Raw genomic sequence first — 16,262 nt, 5'->3', positions numbered from 1 at the left:
AACATGCGCGTCATGGCACAGGTCGCGATGGTCATGAACCTCGACAAGTGCATCGGCTGCCACACCTGCTCGGTCACCTGCAAGCAGGCGTGGACCAACCGGCAGGGCACCGAGTACGTCTGGTTCAACAACGTCGAAACCCTCCCCGGCCAGGGCTACCCGCGCCGCTGGGAGGACCAGGAGAAGTGGAAGGGCGGCTGGGAACGCACCCGCTCGGGCAAGCTCCGCCTGCGCGCCGGCGGCCGGCTCGCCAAGCTGGGCAAGATCTTCGCGAACCCGGACCTCCCGGAGATCGACGACTACTACCAGCCGTGGACCTACGAGTACAAGAACCTCACCGAGGCCCCGGCGGGCGACGACCTGCCCACCGCCCGGCCCGTCTCGCAGCTCACCGGCGAGCCGATCGACAAGATCGAGTGGGGTCCGAACTGGGACGACAACCTCGGCGGCGCCCCCGCGCACGCGCCGAAGGACCCGATCGTCGAGAAGATCCGCGACGAGGTCGGCGAGAAGATCCGCTTCGAGTTCGAGCAGAGCTTCATGTTCTACCTCCCCCGCATCTGCGAGCACTGCCTCAACCCCGCGTGCGTCTCCTCCTGCCCCTCGGGCGCGATGTACAAGCGCGAGGAGGACGGCATCGTCCTGGTCGACCAGGACCAGTGCCGCGGCTGGCGCATGTGCGTGAGCGGATGCCCGTACAAGAAGGTGTACTTCAACCACCAGACCGGCAAGGCCGAGAAGTGCACCTTCTGCTTCCCGCGCATCGAGATCGGCATGCCGACCGTGTGCTCGGAGACCTGCGTGGGCAGGATGCGCTACCTCGGCGTGATGCTCTACGACGCCGACAAGGTCGCCGAGGCCGCGTCCGTCGAGGACGAGCACGACCTCTACCCCTCCCAGGTCGAATGCTTCCTCGACCCCGACGACCCGGCCGTGATCGCCGCCGCCCGCGCGGCCGGCATCACCGACGAGTGGATCGACGCGGCGCGGCGCTCGCCCGTCTACGACCTGATCGCCACCTACCAGGTCGCCCTCCCGCTCCACCCGGAGTACCGCACGATGCCGATGGTCTGGTACGTGCCCCCGCTCTCCCCCGTGGTCGAGGCGGTCGCCGCCACCGGCAGCGACGGCGAGGACGCCGGCAACCTCTTCGGCGCCATCGACGCCATGCGCATCCCCGTCGAGTACCTCGCCGCGATCCTCACCGCCGGGGACACCCAGCCGGTGGAGGCGGTGCTGCGCCGGATGGCCGCGATGCGCGCCTACATGCGCCGGATCAACCTCGGCGAGGAGAAGGACGAGTCGATCGCGCGGGCCGTCGGGCTGTCGGGCCAGGAGATGGAGGACATGTTCCGCCTGCTGGCCATCGCCAAGATCGAGGACCGCTTCGTGGTCCCGAGCGCCGCCCGCGCCGAGGCCGACGCGCTCGCCGACTCCCACCCGCTGGACGGCGCCGCCGACCAGGGCTGCCCGGTGGGGGCCCTGCCGCCCGAGCCCCGGGTGATGCTCAACCTCGGTACCACCAGGAGGAGTTCATGAGCGGATACCCCGGATACCCCGGACACCCGATGAGCGGTGATGCCCTCGTACGACTGGTCGCGGGCTGCGTGCTCCAGTACCCCGGAGACTACTTCCACGATGAACTCCCCCGGCTCCGTGCGGCCCTCACCGGGGCGCCCGCCGAACCGGCCCGACTGCTCGGCGCGTTCCTCGACGAGGCAGAGGCCCAGACCCCGATCGAGCTGTGCTCCCAGTACACCTCGACCTTCGACACCCGCAACCGGCGCTGCCTCTACCTCACCTGGTGGGTGGACGGCGACACCCGTCGGCGCGGGCTGTCCCTGGTTCGGCTGAAGCGGATCTACCGGGACTTCGGGCTGGAGTTCGCGGGCGAGGAGCTCCCCGACTTCCTGCCGGTGGCCCTGGAGTTCGCGGCCCGCGAGGAGGAGGCCGGCACCGAGCTGCTCCAGGAGCACCGGGCCGGGCTGGAGCTGCTGCGGCTCGCGCTCACCGAGTCCGGATCCCCGTACGCCCGGGTCCTGGAGGCCGTCTGCGCGACGCTGCCCGGCCCCTCCCCCGAGACCAAGGCCGAGGCGAAGGCGCTGGCGAAGAACGGGCCGCCGCAGGAGCTGGTGGGCGCGGGCTCGGCGCTGGAGCCGTTCGGACCGGGCATCGACATGCCGGCCGACATGCCCACCGACCTCCCGCTCTCGGCTCCGACCGACCTCCCGTGGCCCACCGCACCCGAAAGGATGCCCGCCTGATGGACCTCCTCCTGTGGGGCGTCTTCCCGTACGTCTCGATCGCCCTGCTCGTCGCGGGCACGGTCTGGCGGGCCCGGTTCGACAAGTTCGGCTGGACCACGCACTCCTCGCAGCTGCACGAGTCGCGGCTGCTGCGCATCGGCTCGCCGCTCTTCCACTTCGGCATGCTCTTCGTGGTCCTCGGCCACGTCGTGGGTCTGCTCGTCCCCAAGAGCTGGACCGACGCGGTGGGCGTGAGCGACCACGCGTACCACCTGATCGCCCTGGCCACCGGCACCGTCGCGGGCGTCGCGGCCGCCGCCGGCATCGGGATCCTGGTCTACCGGCGCTTCAAGGTGCCCGCCGTGCGCCGGGCGACGCTGCGCAGCGACCACGCGATGTACGCGTGCCTGCTCGGCGCGATGGTGCTGGGGCTGACGGCCACGATGCTGAACTCGGCCGGGATGACGGACGGTTACAACTATCGTGACGGCATCTCCCTGTGGTTCCGCAGCCTGTTCACCTTCACCCCGGACTACCACCTGATGGCGGCCGCCCCGCTCGCCTTCAAGATCCACATCGTCTTCGGCTTCGTCCTGTTCGCGCTGATCCCGTACTCGCGCCTGGTGCACATGTTCTCGGTGCCGCTGAAGTACCTGTTCCGGCCCTACGTGGTCTACCGCAAGCGGGACCCGGAGCTGCTCGCCAACCGCCGCACCAAGCGCGGCTGGGAGCGCGTCTCGTGACCCGACGCCCCGATCGCACCGTCGTCCGCCGCCCCCGGCACGCGGTCTCCGACCGGCCCTTCATCGTGATCTGGGAGGCGACCCGGGCCTGCCCGCTGGCCTGCCTGCACTGCCGGGCCGAGGCGCAGACCGCCCGCCACCCCGAGGAACTGGACGGGGCGGACGCCCGGCGGGTCATGGACCAGATCGCCGCCTTCGGCAAGCCGAGCCCGCTCTTCGTGATCACCGGCGGGGACCCCTTCCAGCGCGCCGACCTCACCGATCTGGTGGCGTACGGGACCTCGCTGGGCCTGCGGGTCGCGGTGTCCCCGTCCGGTACGCCGACGCTGACCCGGGAGAACCTCGTAGCGGTGCGGGAGGCGGGCGCCATCGCGCTCTCACTCTCTCTGGACGGTTCGACGGCCGGGCGGCACGACGCCTTCCGCGGCGTGCCCGGGGTGTACGACTGGACGCTGGACGGCTGGCGGGCCGCGCGGGAGCTCGGGCTCAAGGTCCAGATCAACACCACGGTCACCCGGAACAGCCTGGAGGACCTCGCCGACATCGCGGCGCTCGTCAAGCGCGAGGGCGCGATGCTGTGGTCCGGCTTCGTCCTGGTCCCGACCGGGCGCGGGGAGCGGCTGGACTCGCTCACCGCCGCGGAGACCGAGGACGTCCTGCACTTCCTGTACGACTGCGGGGCGGTGATGGCCACCAAGACGACGGAGGGCCACCACTTCCGCCGGGTCGCGCTCCAGCGCACGATCCTCGACGCGCGCGGCGAGCGCCCGGTCCTGGGCGGGCTCTACGAGCGCCTCTCGGCCCGCGCCCGCGAGCTGGGGCTCTTCGACGGCGAACGGCGGGCCGTGCGCCGCCCGCCGATGGACGTCTCCTCGGGCCGCGGCTTCGTCTTCATCTCGCACACCGGCGAGGTGCACCCCAGCGGGTTCCTGCCGGTCTCGGCGGGCAACGTGAAGAACCACCCGCTGACCGAGATCTACCGGGGCTCGGCGCTGTTCACCAAGCTCCGCGACCCCTCGCTGCTGCGCGGGAAGTGCGGGGCGTGCGAGTTCAAGACGGTGTGCGGGGGATCGCGCTCGCGGGCGTACGGGTTCACGCGCGACGTGCTGGAGGCCGACCCGTACTGCGCGTACGAGCCGGGCAGCTTCCCCTATCAGGAGGACCTCAGGGCTCTGGCCGAAAGCATGAGGCACTGACTCACAGGGTTCTCATAAGTTTCACAAGGGAACATATCGGCCTCGGGGCCACGGGAGAACACAATGCGTTCAGTGATCGTCATCGGTGGCGGAATCAGCGGCCTGGCCGCCGCGTGGCAGTTGCGCGGCCGGGCCGACGTGACCGTTCTGGAGAGCAACGCCAAGGTCGGCGGGAAGCTCCGTACCGGCACCATCGCCGGAATCACCGTCGACGAGGGCGCGGAATCCCTGATGGCCCTGCGGCCGGAGGCCGTGGAGCTGGCCGCCGCCGTCGGACTCGGCGACGCCCTCTGCGACCCGGCGAAGTCCCCCACCACCATCTGGACCAACGGCGCGCTGCGCCCCCTGCCCGCCGGGCACGTGATGGGCGTACCGACCGACCCCTCCGCGCTCATCGGCACCGGCCTCCTCACCCCCGAGGGCGTCCGGCGGGTCGCCGCCGAGGAGACCCTCCCGGCCACCGCGCTCACCGAGGACTGCTCGGTCAGCGCGTACCTGGCGGGCCGCTTCGGCCAGGAGGCCGTCGACCGCCTCGTCGAGCCCATGCTGGGCGGGGTCTACGCCGGCCTCGCCGACCGGCTCTCGCTGCGCGCCGCCATGCCGCGGATCGCGGCCCTCGCGGAACAGGGCACCCCCCTCCTCCCCGCCCTGCGCCGGATGCGCGCCGCGGGCGCCCCGCGCTCGGCGGCCGTGGCCGTCCAGGGGGTCGTCGGCGGCACCGGGCGCTTCCCGGCGGCGGTCGCGGAAGCCTGCGGAGCCCGCATCCTCACCGGTACGACGGCACGCTCGCTCCAGCGCGTGGGCGAGGACCGCTGGCGGGTCCAGGCGATGACCGGCGACGGCGCGCTCACGATGGAGGCGGACTCCGTCGTCCTGGCCCTCCCGGCCTTCGCGGCGGCCGAACTGCTGCGCCCCCACTCCCCCATGGCCGAGGCCGAGCTCTCCTCGATCCCGCACGCGTCGACGGCCGTCATCACCATGGCCTTCTCCCGCGCCCAGGCCCATTTCCTCCCCGAGGGCAACGGCTTCCTGGTCCCGCCGGTCGACGGCCACACCCTGAAGGCCGCGTCCTTCCTCTCCAACAAGTGGTCCTGGCTGCGCGACGCGGCCCCCGAGACCTTCGTCCTGCGCGCCTCCATCGGCCGCATCGGCGAGGACGAGCTCCTCAGCCGCCCCGACCGCCACCTGGTCCGCGCGGCCATCGCCGAACTCCACCACGCGGTGGGCCCGATGGGCGAACCCCTGGCCACCCGCGTCACCCGCTGGGACCGCGGCCTGCCCCAGTACGGCGTGGGCCACCGCGAACGCGTCGCCCGCATCCGCGAGGCCGCCGGCAAGCTCCCGGGCCTCGCCCTGTGCGGGGCGGCGTACGAGGGCGTGGGCGTGGCCGCCTGCGTCGCGACGGGGCGCGCGGCGGCGAAGCGGATCCTGGCGCAGCCCTAGGTTTCGGCCCCTGGCTTTTGTATCCGCCGGGTATCAAGGAGCGCTTGGTTATCCATCTAATCGGTGCGCCGGGCCGTGGCGAGGGGGGTCGCGGTCGCCGCTGCCATATCGTTCCTTTCAGGTCTTCCCGCCCTCCGCCCTCCGCCCGCCGAACAGGAGTCATCCGCCCGTGTCCTCCCCCACTCCGGTTCGCGTGCTGCTGGTGGAGGACGACGACCTGATGCGCCGGTCCTTCACCGTCTCCCTGGAGCGCTACGGATACCAGGTGAAGGCCGCCGCCGACGGGCTCACCGGCCTCGAATCCTTCCGCGACGGCACCTTCGACGTGCTGATCCTGGACGTGATGCTGCCCGGCCTGGACGGGATCAGCCTGTGCCGCCGGGTCCGGGAGAGCAGCCTGGTACCCGTCCTGATGATGTCGGCCCGCGGCGACGGGCTGGACATCGTCTCCGGGCTGGAGGCCGGGGCCGACGACTACGTGGTCAAACCCGTGGACACCAACGTGCTCGTCGCACGCATCCGTTCGCTGCTCCGGCGGGCGACCTACGCCCCCGCCCCGGCGGCCGGGCAGGCCGCGGACGAGGGGCCGGCCCCGTCCGAGGGCGAGCTGCTGGCCTTCGGGGACCTGACCATCCACACCGGCGGCCTGGACGTGTCCGTCAACGGCAGTCCGGTGGCACTGACCCCGACCGAACTGAAGCTGCTGCTGGAGTTCGCCGCGCACCCGGGCGTCGTCCTGGAGCGGCACACCCTGCTGCGCAACGTCTGGGACTACGGCTGGGACGGCGACAGCCGGGTCGTGGACCTGTGCGTGCAGCGGCTGCGCGGCAAGCTCGGCCGGGACCGGATCGAGACGGTCCGCGGCTTCGGCTACAAGCTCAGGCGCTGAGCTCGGTGCTTCCGTTCCGCCGCCCCGGGCCGCGCCGCGTTCCCCTGCGCTGGAAGATCGCCGCGCTGGCCGCGGCCACGGGCTGCCTGGTCGCCGTATCGGTGGGCGTGCTGGTGCACGTGTGGACGGCGAGGGAGATCCGGGAACAGGCCGAAATGCAGGCCTCGAACAGCGTGTACTCGGCCATGGAGACCTACCGGCGCACCGGAACGCTCGTGGACGGCGCCGAGCTCGATCCGGCCGAGCTGCCCGCCGCACTGAGGCACCTGGCCGACGGCGACCGGCACACGGCCTACTACGAGGATCCCGAGGAGATCGTCCCCCCGGGCGTCTGGGGCGCCCAGCGGGTCGGCGGCCCGGGCAGCCCGGTGCTCGCCCTCCGGGTCAGCATGAACTCGGGGCTCTACGGGCTGCGCCAGCTCGACGTGACCATGGCGGTGGCCTCGCTGGTCGTCCTCGCTGCGACCACACCCCTGGCGACGTACGGAGCCGGTCTCCTCGCCCGCCGGCTGCGGCAGGTCTCCGAGACCGCGAGCCGGATCTCCGCCGGGGACCTCGACGCCCGGACCGGGCCCACCGAGGGCCGCGACGAGGTGGACGACATCGCCGCCACCGTCGACCTCATGGCCGACACCCTCGGCCGGCGCCTGCGCGACGAGCGCCGGTTCACCGCCGACGTGGCCCACGAACTGCGCACCCCCGTCGGCGGTCTGCTGGCCGCCACCGACCTGCTGCCGGCCGGTGAGACCGAGGACCTGCTCCGGGCCCGGGTACGCGATCTGCGCGGCCTGGTCGAGGACCTGCTGGAGATCTCCCGGCTGGACGCCGGAGCCGAAGAGCCCGTCCGCGCCCGGGTGCCGCTCGACGCGGTCGTCCGGGAGGCCGTGGTGCGCACCGGCTTCGACGCGGAGGTCGAAGGCGTGTCCGAATCCGCGCAGACGGTGGAGACCGACCCGCGCCGTCTCGAACGGATCGTCGGCAACCTCGTCATCAACGCCCACCGGCACGGGCGGGCCCCGGTGGAGGTCACCGTCGAGGGCCACACCGTGGTCGTGCGCGACCACGGCCCCGGATTCCCCGCGGACCTGCTCCGCGACGGCCCCCGCCGCTTCCAGACGGGTGCGGCCGAGCGCGGCTCGGGCCACGGACTGGGCCTGACCATCGCCCTGGGCCAGGCCCGGCTCCTCGGCGCCGAGCTCCGCTTCACCAACGCCCCGGACGGCGGAGCCGTGGCCACCCTGCGCCTGCCGTACTGAGCGCCGCCAGGCCCTACAGAAGCGATACGAACCGGAGCGGCCCCCGATACGAGGCGGCCCAGGGCCCCGATACGTTCCCCGGACACCCTTCGGAGTGCACCTTCCGCACCCGTAGAGGAGTCCTCCGTGACCGCAGCCCCCCTTGCCCCGAACACGCTGCACGCGCCGACCGGGATCGCGGCCGCCACCAGCGGCCTGTCGAAGGTCTACGGCAGCGGCGACACCCGTGTCGTCGCCCTGGAGGAGGTCAGCGTCTCCTTCCGCGAGGGCGAGTTCACGGCGATCATGGGCCCCTCCGGCTGCGGCAAGTCCACCCTGCTGCACTGCGCCGCCGGGCTCGACTCCTTCAGCTTCGGCTCCGTGCGCATCGGCACCACGGAACTGGGCGCGCTGAACGACGAGCAGCTCACCCGGCTGCGCCGCGACCGGGTCGGCTTCATCTTCCAGGCGTTCAACCTGCTGCCGACGCTGACCGCGCTGGAGAACATCACCCTGCCGCTCACCATCGCCGGCCGGAAGCCCGACCGGCAGTGGCTGGACCACGTGGTCTCGATGACCGGTCTCTCCGAGCGCCTCGGCCACCGGCCCGGGCAGCTGTCCGGCGGGCAGCAGCAGCGCGTGGCCGTGGCCCGGGCCCTGGTCTCCCGGCCCGCGATCATCTTCGGGGACGAGCCCACCGGCAACCTCGACTCCCGCGCCGGGGCGGAGGTGCTCGGCTTCCTGCGCGATTCGGTGCGCGAGCTGGGCCAGACCGTGGTCATGGTCACCCACGACCCCGTGGCCGCCGGCTACGCCGACCGCGTGGTCTTCCTCTCCGACGGCCGTCTGGTCGACGAGATGACGCGACCCACCGCGGACCGGGTCCTGGACCGGATGAAGGCGTTCGACGCCCGCTCCCGCACGAGCTGACCCCCGCGCCCTCGCCCCGGCCCCGCTCCAGCCACCGCTCGCCTCCACCGAGCCCGCCTCCTCCCAGGATCCGCATCCCATGTTCCGTACCGCCCTGCGCAACGTGCTCGCGCACAAGGCCCGCCTGCTGATGACCGCGTTCGCGGTCATGCTCGGGGTCACCTTCGTCACCGGCAGCCTCGTCTACGGCGACAGCCTGAAGCAGGCCGCCGTCGACCGGGCGACCGCCGGCTACGACCGCATCTCCCTCAACGTCGCCCCCAACACCATCCCCGGCGGCCCCCCGGCCACCCTCGACGCCCGCACCGCTGCCACCCTGGCCGAGGTCCCCGGGGTCGCCGCCGTCGCGGGCCGCGTCAGCGGCTTCGCCGCCGTCGCCGACCACGAGGGCCGGCTGCTCGGCAACGGAGAGTTCCGCAAGGGCGGCAACTTCGCCCCGGACAAGAAGGGAACGGACCCCGCCTACCGGTTCACCGAGGGGTCCGGCCCGACCGGCGACCACACGGTCGCCCTCGACGAGGCCAGCGCCACCAAGGGCGGCTACCGCGTCGGCGACACCGTGCGCGTCGGCACGGGCACGGGCGCCGACTCGTACAAGCTCAGCGGCGTCTTCCGCACCGACGGGTCCAAGCTCATCCCCGGGGGCAGCCTGACGCTGTTCGGCGACGCCACCGCCCAGCGGCTGTTCCTCCAGTCCGGCCAGTACACGGACATCGAGATCACCGCCGCACCCGGCACCGACGTGAACCAGCTCTTCAGCCGCGTCGAGGCGGCGGCGCCCAAGGACACCACCGTGGTCACCGGCGCCTTCCTCGCCCAGCACCAGGCACATCAGGCCTCCGGCGACAGCGACACGATGAGCCAGATCATGGTGGGCTTCGCGGCGGTCGCCCTGTTCGTGGCCACCTTCCTCATCTCCAACACCTTCACCATGCTGGTCTCCCGGCGCACCAGGGAGCTGGCCCTGATGCGTGCCGTCGGCGCCTCCCGCAAGCAGGTGCGCCGCATCCTGCTCGCCGAGTCCGTCCTCGTCGGCCTGATCGCCTCCGTGGCCGGCATCGTGGCCGGCACCGGGGTCGCCGCCCTGCTCCAGACGCTCTTCGCCCCCGCCGACGGCCCGGCCGCCCCGCTGGTCCTCCTCCCCGCCACCGTGATCATCGCGCTGGTGGTCGGCACCGCCCTGCCCGTGATCGCCGCATGGGTGCCGATCCGCCGGGCCATGGCCATCCCGCCCGTCGCCGCACTCGGCGTCGCCGAGCCCGCCGCGCCCGCCCGGGCCGGCTCCCTGCGCACCGGCATCGGCGCCGCGCTGGTGCTCACAGGCACCGCCGCCGTGGTGTACGGGGCCCTCGCCACGGACTCGGCAGCGAAGGACGCCCGGACCGTCATCGGCCTCGGCGCCGCCCTCACCCTGGCCGGGGCGATCGGCCTCGTACCGCTCCTGTCCCGGCCGTTCACCGCCCTGCTCCGGCCGCTGCTGATCCGCCTGCACCCGGTGCACGGGGACCTCGCCGCCCGCAACACCGTGCGCGACCCGCGCCGTACGGGCGCCACCGCCGCCGCGCTCGCCATCGCCCTCACCCTCGCTTCGGGCCTGTCCGTCCTCGGCGCCTCCGCCACCCAGTACCTCGACGGCGCGACCACCCGCGACCTCACCGCCGACTACCTGGTGAAGGCCCCCTCGGGCGGCCAGCGGATGACCCCCGCCACCGCGGAGCCCCTCAAGAAGCTGACCGGCGCCACCTACAGCCCGCTCAACCAGTCCACCCAGTACCGGATCGGGGGCGTCTCCTCCGTCCTGACCGGCGTCGACCCCGCCGCCATCGGCCGCCTCCTGCGCTACGAGGTGACCGAGGGCTCACTCGACGGCCTGGGCCGGGGAGAGATCGCGGTCGCCGGATACAAGGCCAGGGCCAACGGCTGGAAGGTCGGCCAGAAGCTCACGGTGGAGCGGCAGGACAAGCGGGGCGAGGTCACCATCGGCGCGATCTACCGGGCGGAGGAACAGAGCAAGGTACTGCCCAGCATCACCGCACCCGACTCCCTGGTCTCCCGGTACGACGCCGCCCCGTACACCGACGCGATCGTCGTGGCCACCGCCGGCGGACCCGGCAGGGCCCAGCTCGCGAGCGTCGTCAAGGCCCTCGGCGACAACCCCGCCCTGTCGGTCCTCGACAAGGAAGGCATCCGGGCCGAGGACACCAGCGGCATCGGCGACCAGCTGAACGTCTTCTACGCCCTGCTCAGCATGGCCCTGGTGATCGCCGCCCTGGGCATCGCCAACACCCTCGCGATGTCCGTCCTCGAACGCCGCAAGGAGATCGGCACGCTGCGCGCCATCGGCCTGGACCGCGCCGGAGTGACCCGGATGATCCGCATGGAGGCCCTGCTCGTCGGCGCGCTCGGCGCGGCCGTCGGCACGGTCATGGGCGTCTTCACGGGCTGGGCGATGGGCCGCACCCTCCAGGAGAGCGTCGCGGGATACGCCCTGGTCATCCCCTGGGGACGGCTCGCCCTCGGTGTCCTGCTCGCCCTGGCCGGCGCGCTGCTCGCCTCGCTCTGGCCGGCCCGCCGGGCCGCCCGCGTGGACATCCCCGCCGCCACGGCGGCCCACTGACGGACCGCTCCCCCCGCCCCCGCGGTGACCCGGATGGGTCAGCGCGGGGGCGCGAGCGGCGTGGCGCGCACAGGATGAGGACATGCCGACACACGCCCTGCGGGTCGCCGCTTCCGCCGCCGTCGCCGCCGCTCTCCTCGCCACCAGCGCCTGTTCCGACGGCGGCAAGGAGAAGCGGGGCAAGGACGGCGCCGCCCAGGGGGCCAAGGCTCTGAAATGGGGGGACTGCGAGGCCCCCACCGCCGCCGAGGGCGGCGGGCAGGTGCCCGGGAAGGACTGGCAGTGCGCCGTCCTGGAGGTGCCCCTCGACTACGCCAAGCCCGGGGGCGAGACCATCGAGCTGGCGCTCATCCGGGCCAAGGCCCGGAACAAGGACCAGCGGATCGGATCGCTCGTCTTCAACTTCGGCGGACCCGGCGGCTCCGGCATCACCACCCTGCCCGGCGCGGCGAGCGAGTACGCGGCCCTGCGCGACCGGTACGACCTGGTCAGCTTCGACCCGCGCGGGGTCGGCCGCAGCGCGCCCGTCCGGTGCGAGGACGACAAGCAGCTGGACGCGTTCTACGCCGGCGACTCCTCCCCCTCGACCCCCGAGGAGGAGAAGGCCTTCCTCTCCGCCATCGAGAAGTACCAGAAGGCGTGCGAGACGAACTCCGGCAAGGTACTGCCCTACGTGGGCACCGACAACGCCGCCCGCGACCTGGACCGGATCCGCCAGGCCCTCGGCGACGAGAAGCTGAACTACTTCGGCATCTCCTACGGTACCGAGCTCGGCGGGGTCTACGCCCACCTCTTCCCCAAGAACGTCGGCCGGGCCGTCTTCGACGCCGTCGTCGACCCGACCAAGACCGCGGAGGAGGGGGCGCTCGGCCAGGCCAAGGGCTTCCAGCTCGCGCTCGGCAACTTCGCCCAGGACTGCGTGAACCGCGGGGACGCCTGCCGGCTCCAGGGCAGCACCGCCAAGGAGATCGAGGCGAACGTCATCAAGCTCCAGAAGAAACTGGCGGCCAAACCCATCACCGGCATCGGCGACCGCATGCTGACGGAGACCGCCGCGACCAACGGCATCGCCCAGTCCCTGTACTCCAAGGAGCTGTGGCCGCTGCTGGAACAGGGCCTGGACGAGGCCGACGGCGGGCAGGGCCAGCTGCTGCTCGCCCTCTCGGACGCGCTCAACGGCCGCGACCAGCAGGGCCGGTACAGCAACATCGGGGCCGCGAACGCGGCGATCAACTGCGCCGACTCCAAGGAGCGGCCCACCCTCGCCCAGACGAAGGCGAAGCTGCCGGACTTCCGCGCCGCCTCGCCCGTCTTCGGTGACTTCCTCGGCTGGGCCATGATGAGCTGCACCGACTGGCCGGTGGCCGGCGCCTGGAGCACCCCGGACGTCTCCGCCCCGGGCTCGGCCCCGATCCTGGTGATCGGCAACACCGGTGACCCGGCGACCCCGTACGAGGGCGCGCGCAAGATGGTGGAGCGGCTCGGCCCGGGGGTCGGCGTGGAGCTGACGTACAAGGGCGAGGGCCACGGGGCCTACAACAGCGGCGACAAGTGCGTGCAGCAGGCGGTGAACTCGTACCTGCTGGACGGCAAGGTCCCCGGCGCGAACACCGTCTGCACCCCCTCGCCCGCCACCTCGCCGTCGCCCTCGATCTCCCCCCTGACGCCCGGATGAGGCTCGCCCTCCGCAGCATCGACCTATCACGTGTGGGATGCAACAACGGTCGGATCGGGTGAGGTTCACCGATTCCAGTGAATGAGCTGACGCCCCCGTTTCGCAGCGCCTGTGCTGACCATGTATTCGCACATCCGCTACGGAAAGGGTGGTTCATATGACTACTGCCGCTGGAGAGCCGATCCCGTCGATCACCGACGCGACCCTCACCGACATCGCCACCAACGGCATCTGGGGCCCCGGCCCCACCGTCAACCCGGCCGCCGTCGACACGGCCCGGGCTCTGCTCCATGCCCTCCAGGACGAGACGCGCGGGACGCTCCCGGCGGAGCTGTCGCAGTTAGCGGGCGACATCCGCCGGCGCGCCACGATCAGCTATCCCCGGATCACCGCCGCGGACGGGATCCGCCTGTCGGCCTTCGCCATCAAGCTGAACGGCCCGGAACCCCGCCCGCTCGTGGTCGTGCCCGCGGGCTGGAGCCCGTACGGCTGGCTGCCGTTCCTGTACGCGTACCTCACGCTGGCGCAGCGCGGCTACCACGTGCTGGCCTACACACCCCGGGGGCTCGGCTCCGCCGACCTGCCCTCCACTTCCGAGGGCTTCGTCGACGTCGCCGGGCCCAACGACTGGGCGGACGGGTCGACGGTGCTCGACTACGCGCAGGAGTACTTCGCCCCGAGCCGGATCGGCCTGCTCGGCGAGTCGTACGGCTCCGGGATCAGCCAGCTGATCGCCGCGCACGACGACCGCGACGACCGGGTGGCGGCCGTCGTCGCGCTGAGCACCTGGGGGAACCTGGCCACCAGCCTGTACGACAACGACACCCGGCACATCGAGGCCGTCAAGGCGCTGATCGCGTTCACCGGCGGCCCGCTGGAGGAGAAGTTCGACGAGGCCACCCAGGAGATCCTCCAGAACTTCCTGAGCGGCCAGAACCTCGACGACGTGGTGGCCTGGGGCACCGAACGGTCCCCGTCGGCCTACGTCGACATCACCAACGCACGCGGAATCCCGACGTTCTTCTCCAACACCTGGCACGAGAGCCTGTTCCCGGCCGGTCAGACCATCGACGCCTTCACTCAACTCACCGTGCCGAAGCGGCTGAACATGTGGATCGGCGACCACGGCGCCCCCGAAGGCCCCGGCCTGGCGGGACTGGTGACCGGCCTGCCCTTCCCCGGCCTGCGGGAGCCGATGCAGGAGGCGTACGCCTGGCTGGACCACCACCTGCTCGGCGCGGACAACGGGGTGGCGAGCTGGCCGCAGGTGAACAACCAGGTCATGTTCACCTACCGGACCGCTCCTCTGCCCGGCGGCAGCGACCGCATCACCGCTCCGGCCCGCCGCGAGGCGCGCGAGGCATGGGACGACGTCACGACCAGCAGCGAGACCTGGTACCTCACCGCGGCCGGCGGCTCCGGCGACGGTGCGCTGGACGCGAAGCCCGCCGTCGGCTGGGAGCGGGCCTTCTCCGCCGGGGAGCTGACCGACGCCACCGCGATGGACGCCCTCCTGCAGACCGGGCAGAAGGAGTGGTTCGGCAACGCCAAGACCTACGACGTGGCGAAGTTCGACCGGTCGAAGCTGCTGGTCTGGTCGACCGAGCCGCTGACCGGCCGGGACGGCGTGGCCCGCCGCGTCCGCGGCACGGCGACGGTCCGGCTCACCGTCCGCGACACGCAGGACGCCACCCTGGTGGCCTACCTGTTCGACATCGCCCCGGACAACACCGCCCGGATCATCACGCACGAGCCGTACACCGTCTCCGGCCTGAACTCCGGCGAGGACCGGACCATCGGCTGGCGGCTCCAGCCCGCCGCCTACGACCTGCCGGACGGCCACCGCCTGGCCCTGGTCGTCAACGGTCGGGACAAGCTGTACTCCTTCGCGGGCCAGGAGGGCAGCACCACCACCGTGGCGTCACCGACCGAGAACGCGGCCGCCGCCCTGGAGCTGCCGCTCGGCTGAAGCTCCTGAGGCACGCCGCAGGGGCCGTGCTCCGCTCGAAACGAGCGAAGTACGGCCCCTCCGGGTGACGCGACTGCTTAGTAGACCGGCTTCTCGGGCTCGATCTGGTGGACCCAGCCGATGACGCCGCCGCCGACGTGGACCGCGTCCGCGAAGCCCGCGGACTTCAGGACCGCGAGGACTTCCGCACTGCGGACACCCGTCTTGCAGTGCAGGACGATGCGCTTGTCCTGCGGCAGGTCCGCGAGGGCGGTGCCCATCAGGAACTCGCCCTTGGGGATCAGCTTCGCACCGGGGATCGAGACGATCTCGTACTCGTTGATCTCGCGGACGTCGATGATCTCGATCGGCTCGTCGTTGTCGATCCACTCCTTGAGCTGCTTGGGAGTGATCGTCGAGCCGAGCGCGGCCTCCTGGGCCTCCTCCGACACGACGCCGCAGAAGGCCTCGTAGTCGATGAGCTCGGTGACGGTCGCGTTCGGACCGCAGACCGCGCAGTCGGGGTCCTTGCGGACCTTGACCTGGCGGTACTGCATCTCCAGGGCGTCGTAGATCATCAGACGGCCGACCAGCGGCTCGCCGACGCCCGTGAGGACCTTGATGGCCTCGGTGACCTGGATGGACCCGATGGACGCGCAGAGCACGCCCAGTACGCCGCCCTCGGCGCAGCTCGGGACCATGCCCGGCGGGGGCGGCTCCGGGTAGAGGCAGCGGTAGCACGGGCCGTGCTCGGACCAGAAGACCGAGGCCTGGCCGTCGAAGCGGTAGATCGAACCCCACACGTACGGCTTGTTCAGCAGCACGCAGGCGTCGTTGACGAGGTAGCGCGTGGCGAAGTTGTCCGTGCCGTCGACGATGAGGTCGTACTGGCTGAAGATCTCCATCACGTTCTCGGCTTCGAGCCGCTCTTCGTGAAGGACCACGTTGACGTACGGGTTGATGCCCAGCACGCTGTCGCGGGCGGATTCGGCCTTGGAACGGCCGATGTCCGCCTGGCTGTGAATGATCTGGCGCTGCAGGTTCGACTCGTCGACCTCGTCGAACTCCACGATGCCCAGCGTGCCGACGCCGGCCGCGGCCAGGTACATCAGGGCGGGCGAGCCGAGGCCGCCGGCACCCACCGCGAGCACCTTGGCGTTCTTCAGGCGCTTCTGCCCGTCCATCCCGACGTCCGGGATGATCAGGTGGCGGGAGTACCGACGGACCTCGTCGACGGTGAGCTCAGCAGCTGGCTCTACCAGGGGTGGCAGCGACACGGGCACTCCGGAGATGGGATCATCCCCGCATGTTCGTGCGGGGACCACGGTTGGTTACTCTGC

At 71.9% G+C, this 16,262-nt stretch carries 12 protein-coding genes; 11 read left to right on the top strand and 1 reads right to left on the bottom strand.

Annotated elements, in window-relative coordinates; genetic code table 11:
• Positions 1-3 precede the first annotated feature (3 nt).
• The 11 genes from narH to ACFXDJ_RS25610 all read left to right on the top strand — a co-directional run bounded on the left by narH (position 4) and on the right by ACFXDJ_RS25610 (position 14,943).
• On the top strand, positions 4-1,539 hold the full coding sequence (gene narH, locus ACFXDJ_RS25660; protein WP_384650262.1) for a nitrate reductase subunit beta: 1,536 nt from the start codon (positions 4-6) through the stop codon (positions 1,537-1,539).
• Entirely contained in the window at positions 1,536-2,264 is a 729-nt protein-coding gene (gene narJ, locus ACFXDJ_RS25655) for a nitrate reductase molybdenum cofactor assembly chaperone (protein ID WP_384650260.1), read from the top strand. The genes narH and narJ overlap by 4 nt, the downstream gene beginning before the upstream one ends.
• The gene (gene narI, locus ACFXDJ_RS25650) at positions 2,264-2,989 is read left to right on the top strand and encodes a respiratory nitrate reductase subunit gamma (protein WP_384650258.1); all 726 of its coding nucleotides are present in this window, start codon (positions 2,264-2,266) and stop codon (positions 2,987-2,989) included. Before narJ ends, narI begins: the two co-directional genes overlap by 1 nt.
• The gene (locus ACFXDJ_RS25645; RefSeq protein WP_384650256.1) at positions 2,986-4,185 is read left to right on the top strand and encodes a TIGR04053 family radical SAM/SPASM domain-containing protein; all 1,200 of its coding nucleotides are present in this window, start codon (positions 2,986-2,988) and stop codon (positions 4,183-4,185) included. The genes narI and ACFXDJ_RS25645 overlap by 4 nt, the downstream gene beginning before the upstream one ends.
• A gap of 63 nt (positions 4,186-4,248) precedes the next feature.
• Positions 4,249-5,628 carry a protoporphyrinogen oxidase gene (hemG, locus tag ACFXDJ_RS25640; RefSeq protein ID WP_384650254.1) on the top strand — a complete coding sequence of 460 codons (1,380 nt, stop codon included), beginning with the start codon at positions 4,249-4,251 and terminating at the stop codon, positions 5,626-5,628.
• Positions 5,629-5,848: 220 nt separating this feature from the next.
• On the top strand, positions 5,849-6,517 hold the full coding sequence (cseB, locus tag ACFXDJ_RS25635; protein WP_384650279.1) for a two-component system response regulator CseB: 669 nt from the start codon (positions 5,849-5,851) through the stop codon (positions 6,515-6,517).
• Between the two features lie 5 nt (positions 6,518-6,522).
• On the top strand, positions 6,523-7,773 hold the full coding sequence (locus ACFXDJ_RS25630; protein ID WP_384650252.1) for a sensor histidine kinase: 1,251 nt from the start codon (positions 6,523-6,525) through the stop codon (positions 7,771-7,773).
• 126 nt (positions 7,774-7,899) lie between these two features.
• Positions 7,900-8,682 (top strand): ABC transporter ATP-binding protein, encoded by a 783-nt coding sequence (locus ACFXDJ_RS25625; RefSeq protein WP_384650250.1) that lies wholly within the window; start codon positions 7,900-7,902, stop codon positions 8,680-8,682.
• A gap of 79 nt (positions 8,683-8,761) precedes the next feature.
• Positions 8,762-11,299 carry an ABC transporter permease gene (locus tag ACFXDJ_RS25620; protein WP_384650248.1) on the top strand — a complete coding sequence of 846 codons (2,538 nt, stop codon included), beginning with the start codon at positions 8,762-8,764 and terminating at the stop codon, positions 11,297-11,299.
• A gap of 82 nt (positions 11,300-11,381) precedes the next feature.
• A complete protein-coding gene (locus tag ACFXDJ_RS25615; RefSeq protein ID WP_384650246.1) occupies positions 11,382-12,974 on the top strand; it encodes an alpha/beta hydrolase in 1,593 nt (530 codons plus the stop codon).
• Positions 12,975-13,131: 157 nt separating this feature from the next.
• Positions 13,132-14,943 carry an alpha/beta fold hydrolase gene (locus ACFXDJ_RS25610; RefSeq protein ID WP_384650244.1) on the top strand — a complete coding sequence of 604 codons (1,812 nt, stop codon included), beginning with the start codon at positions 13,132-13,134 and terminating at the stop codon, positions 14,941-14,943.
• A gap of 77 nt (positions 14,944-15,020) precedes the next feature.
• Here the strand turns inward: ACFXDJ_RS25610 and moeZ are convergent, their stop codons facing one another.
• Positions 15,021-16,199 carry an adenylyltransferase/sulfurtransferase MoeZ gene (gene moeZ / locus ACFXDJ_RS25605; protein WP_384650242.1) on the bottom strand — a complete coding sequence of 393 codons (1,179 nt, stop codon included), beginning with the start codon at positions 16,197-16,199 and terminating at the stop codon, positions 15,021-15,023.
• Between the last annotated feature and the right edge of the window lie 63 nt (positions 16,200-16,262).

This window comes from Streptomyces sp. NPDC059443 (assembly GCF_042750105.1).
GTDB lineage: Bacteria > Actinomycetota > Actinomycetes > Streptomycetales > Streptomycetaceae > Streptomyces.
This window is presented reverse-complemented; position numbering and strand designations above follow the sequence as displayed.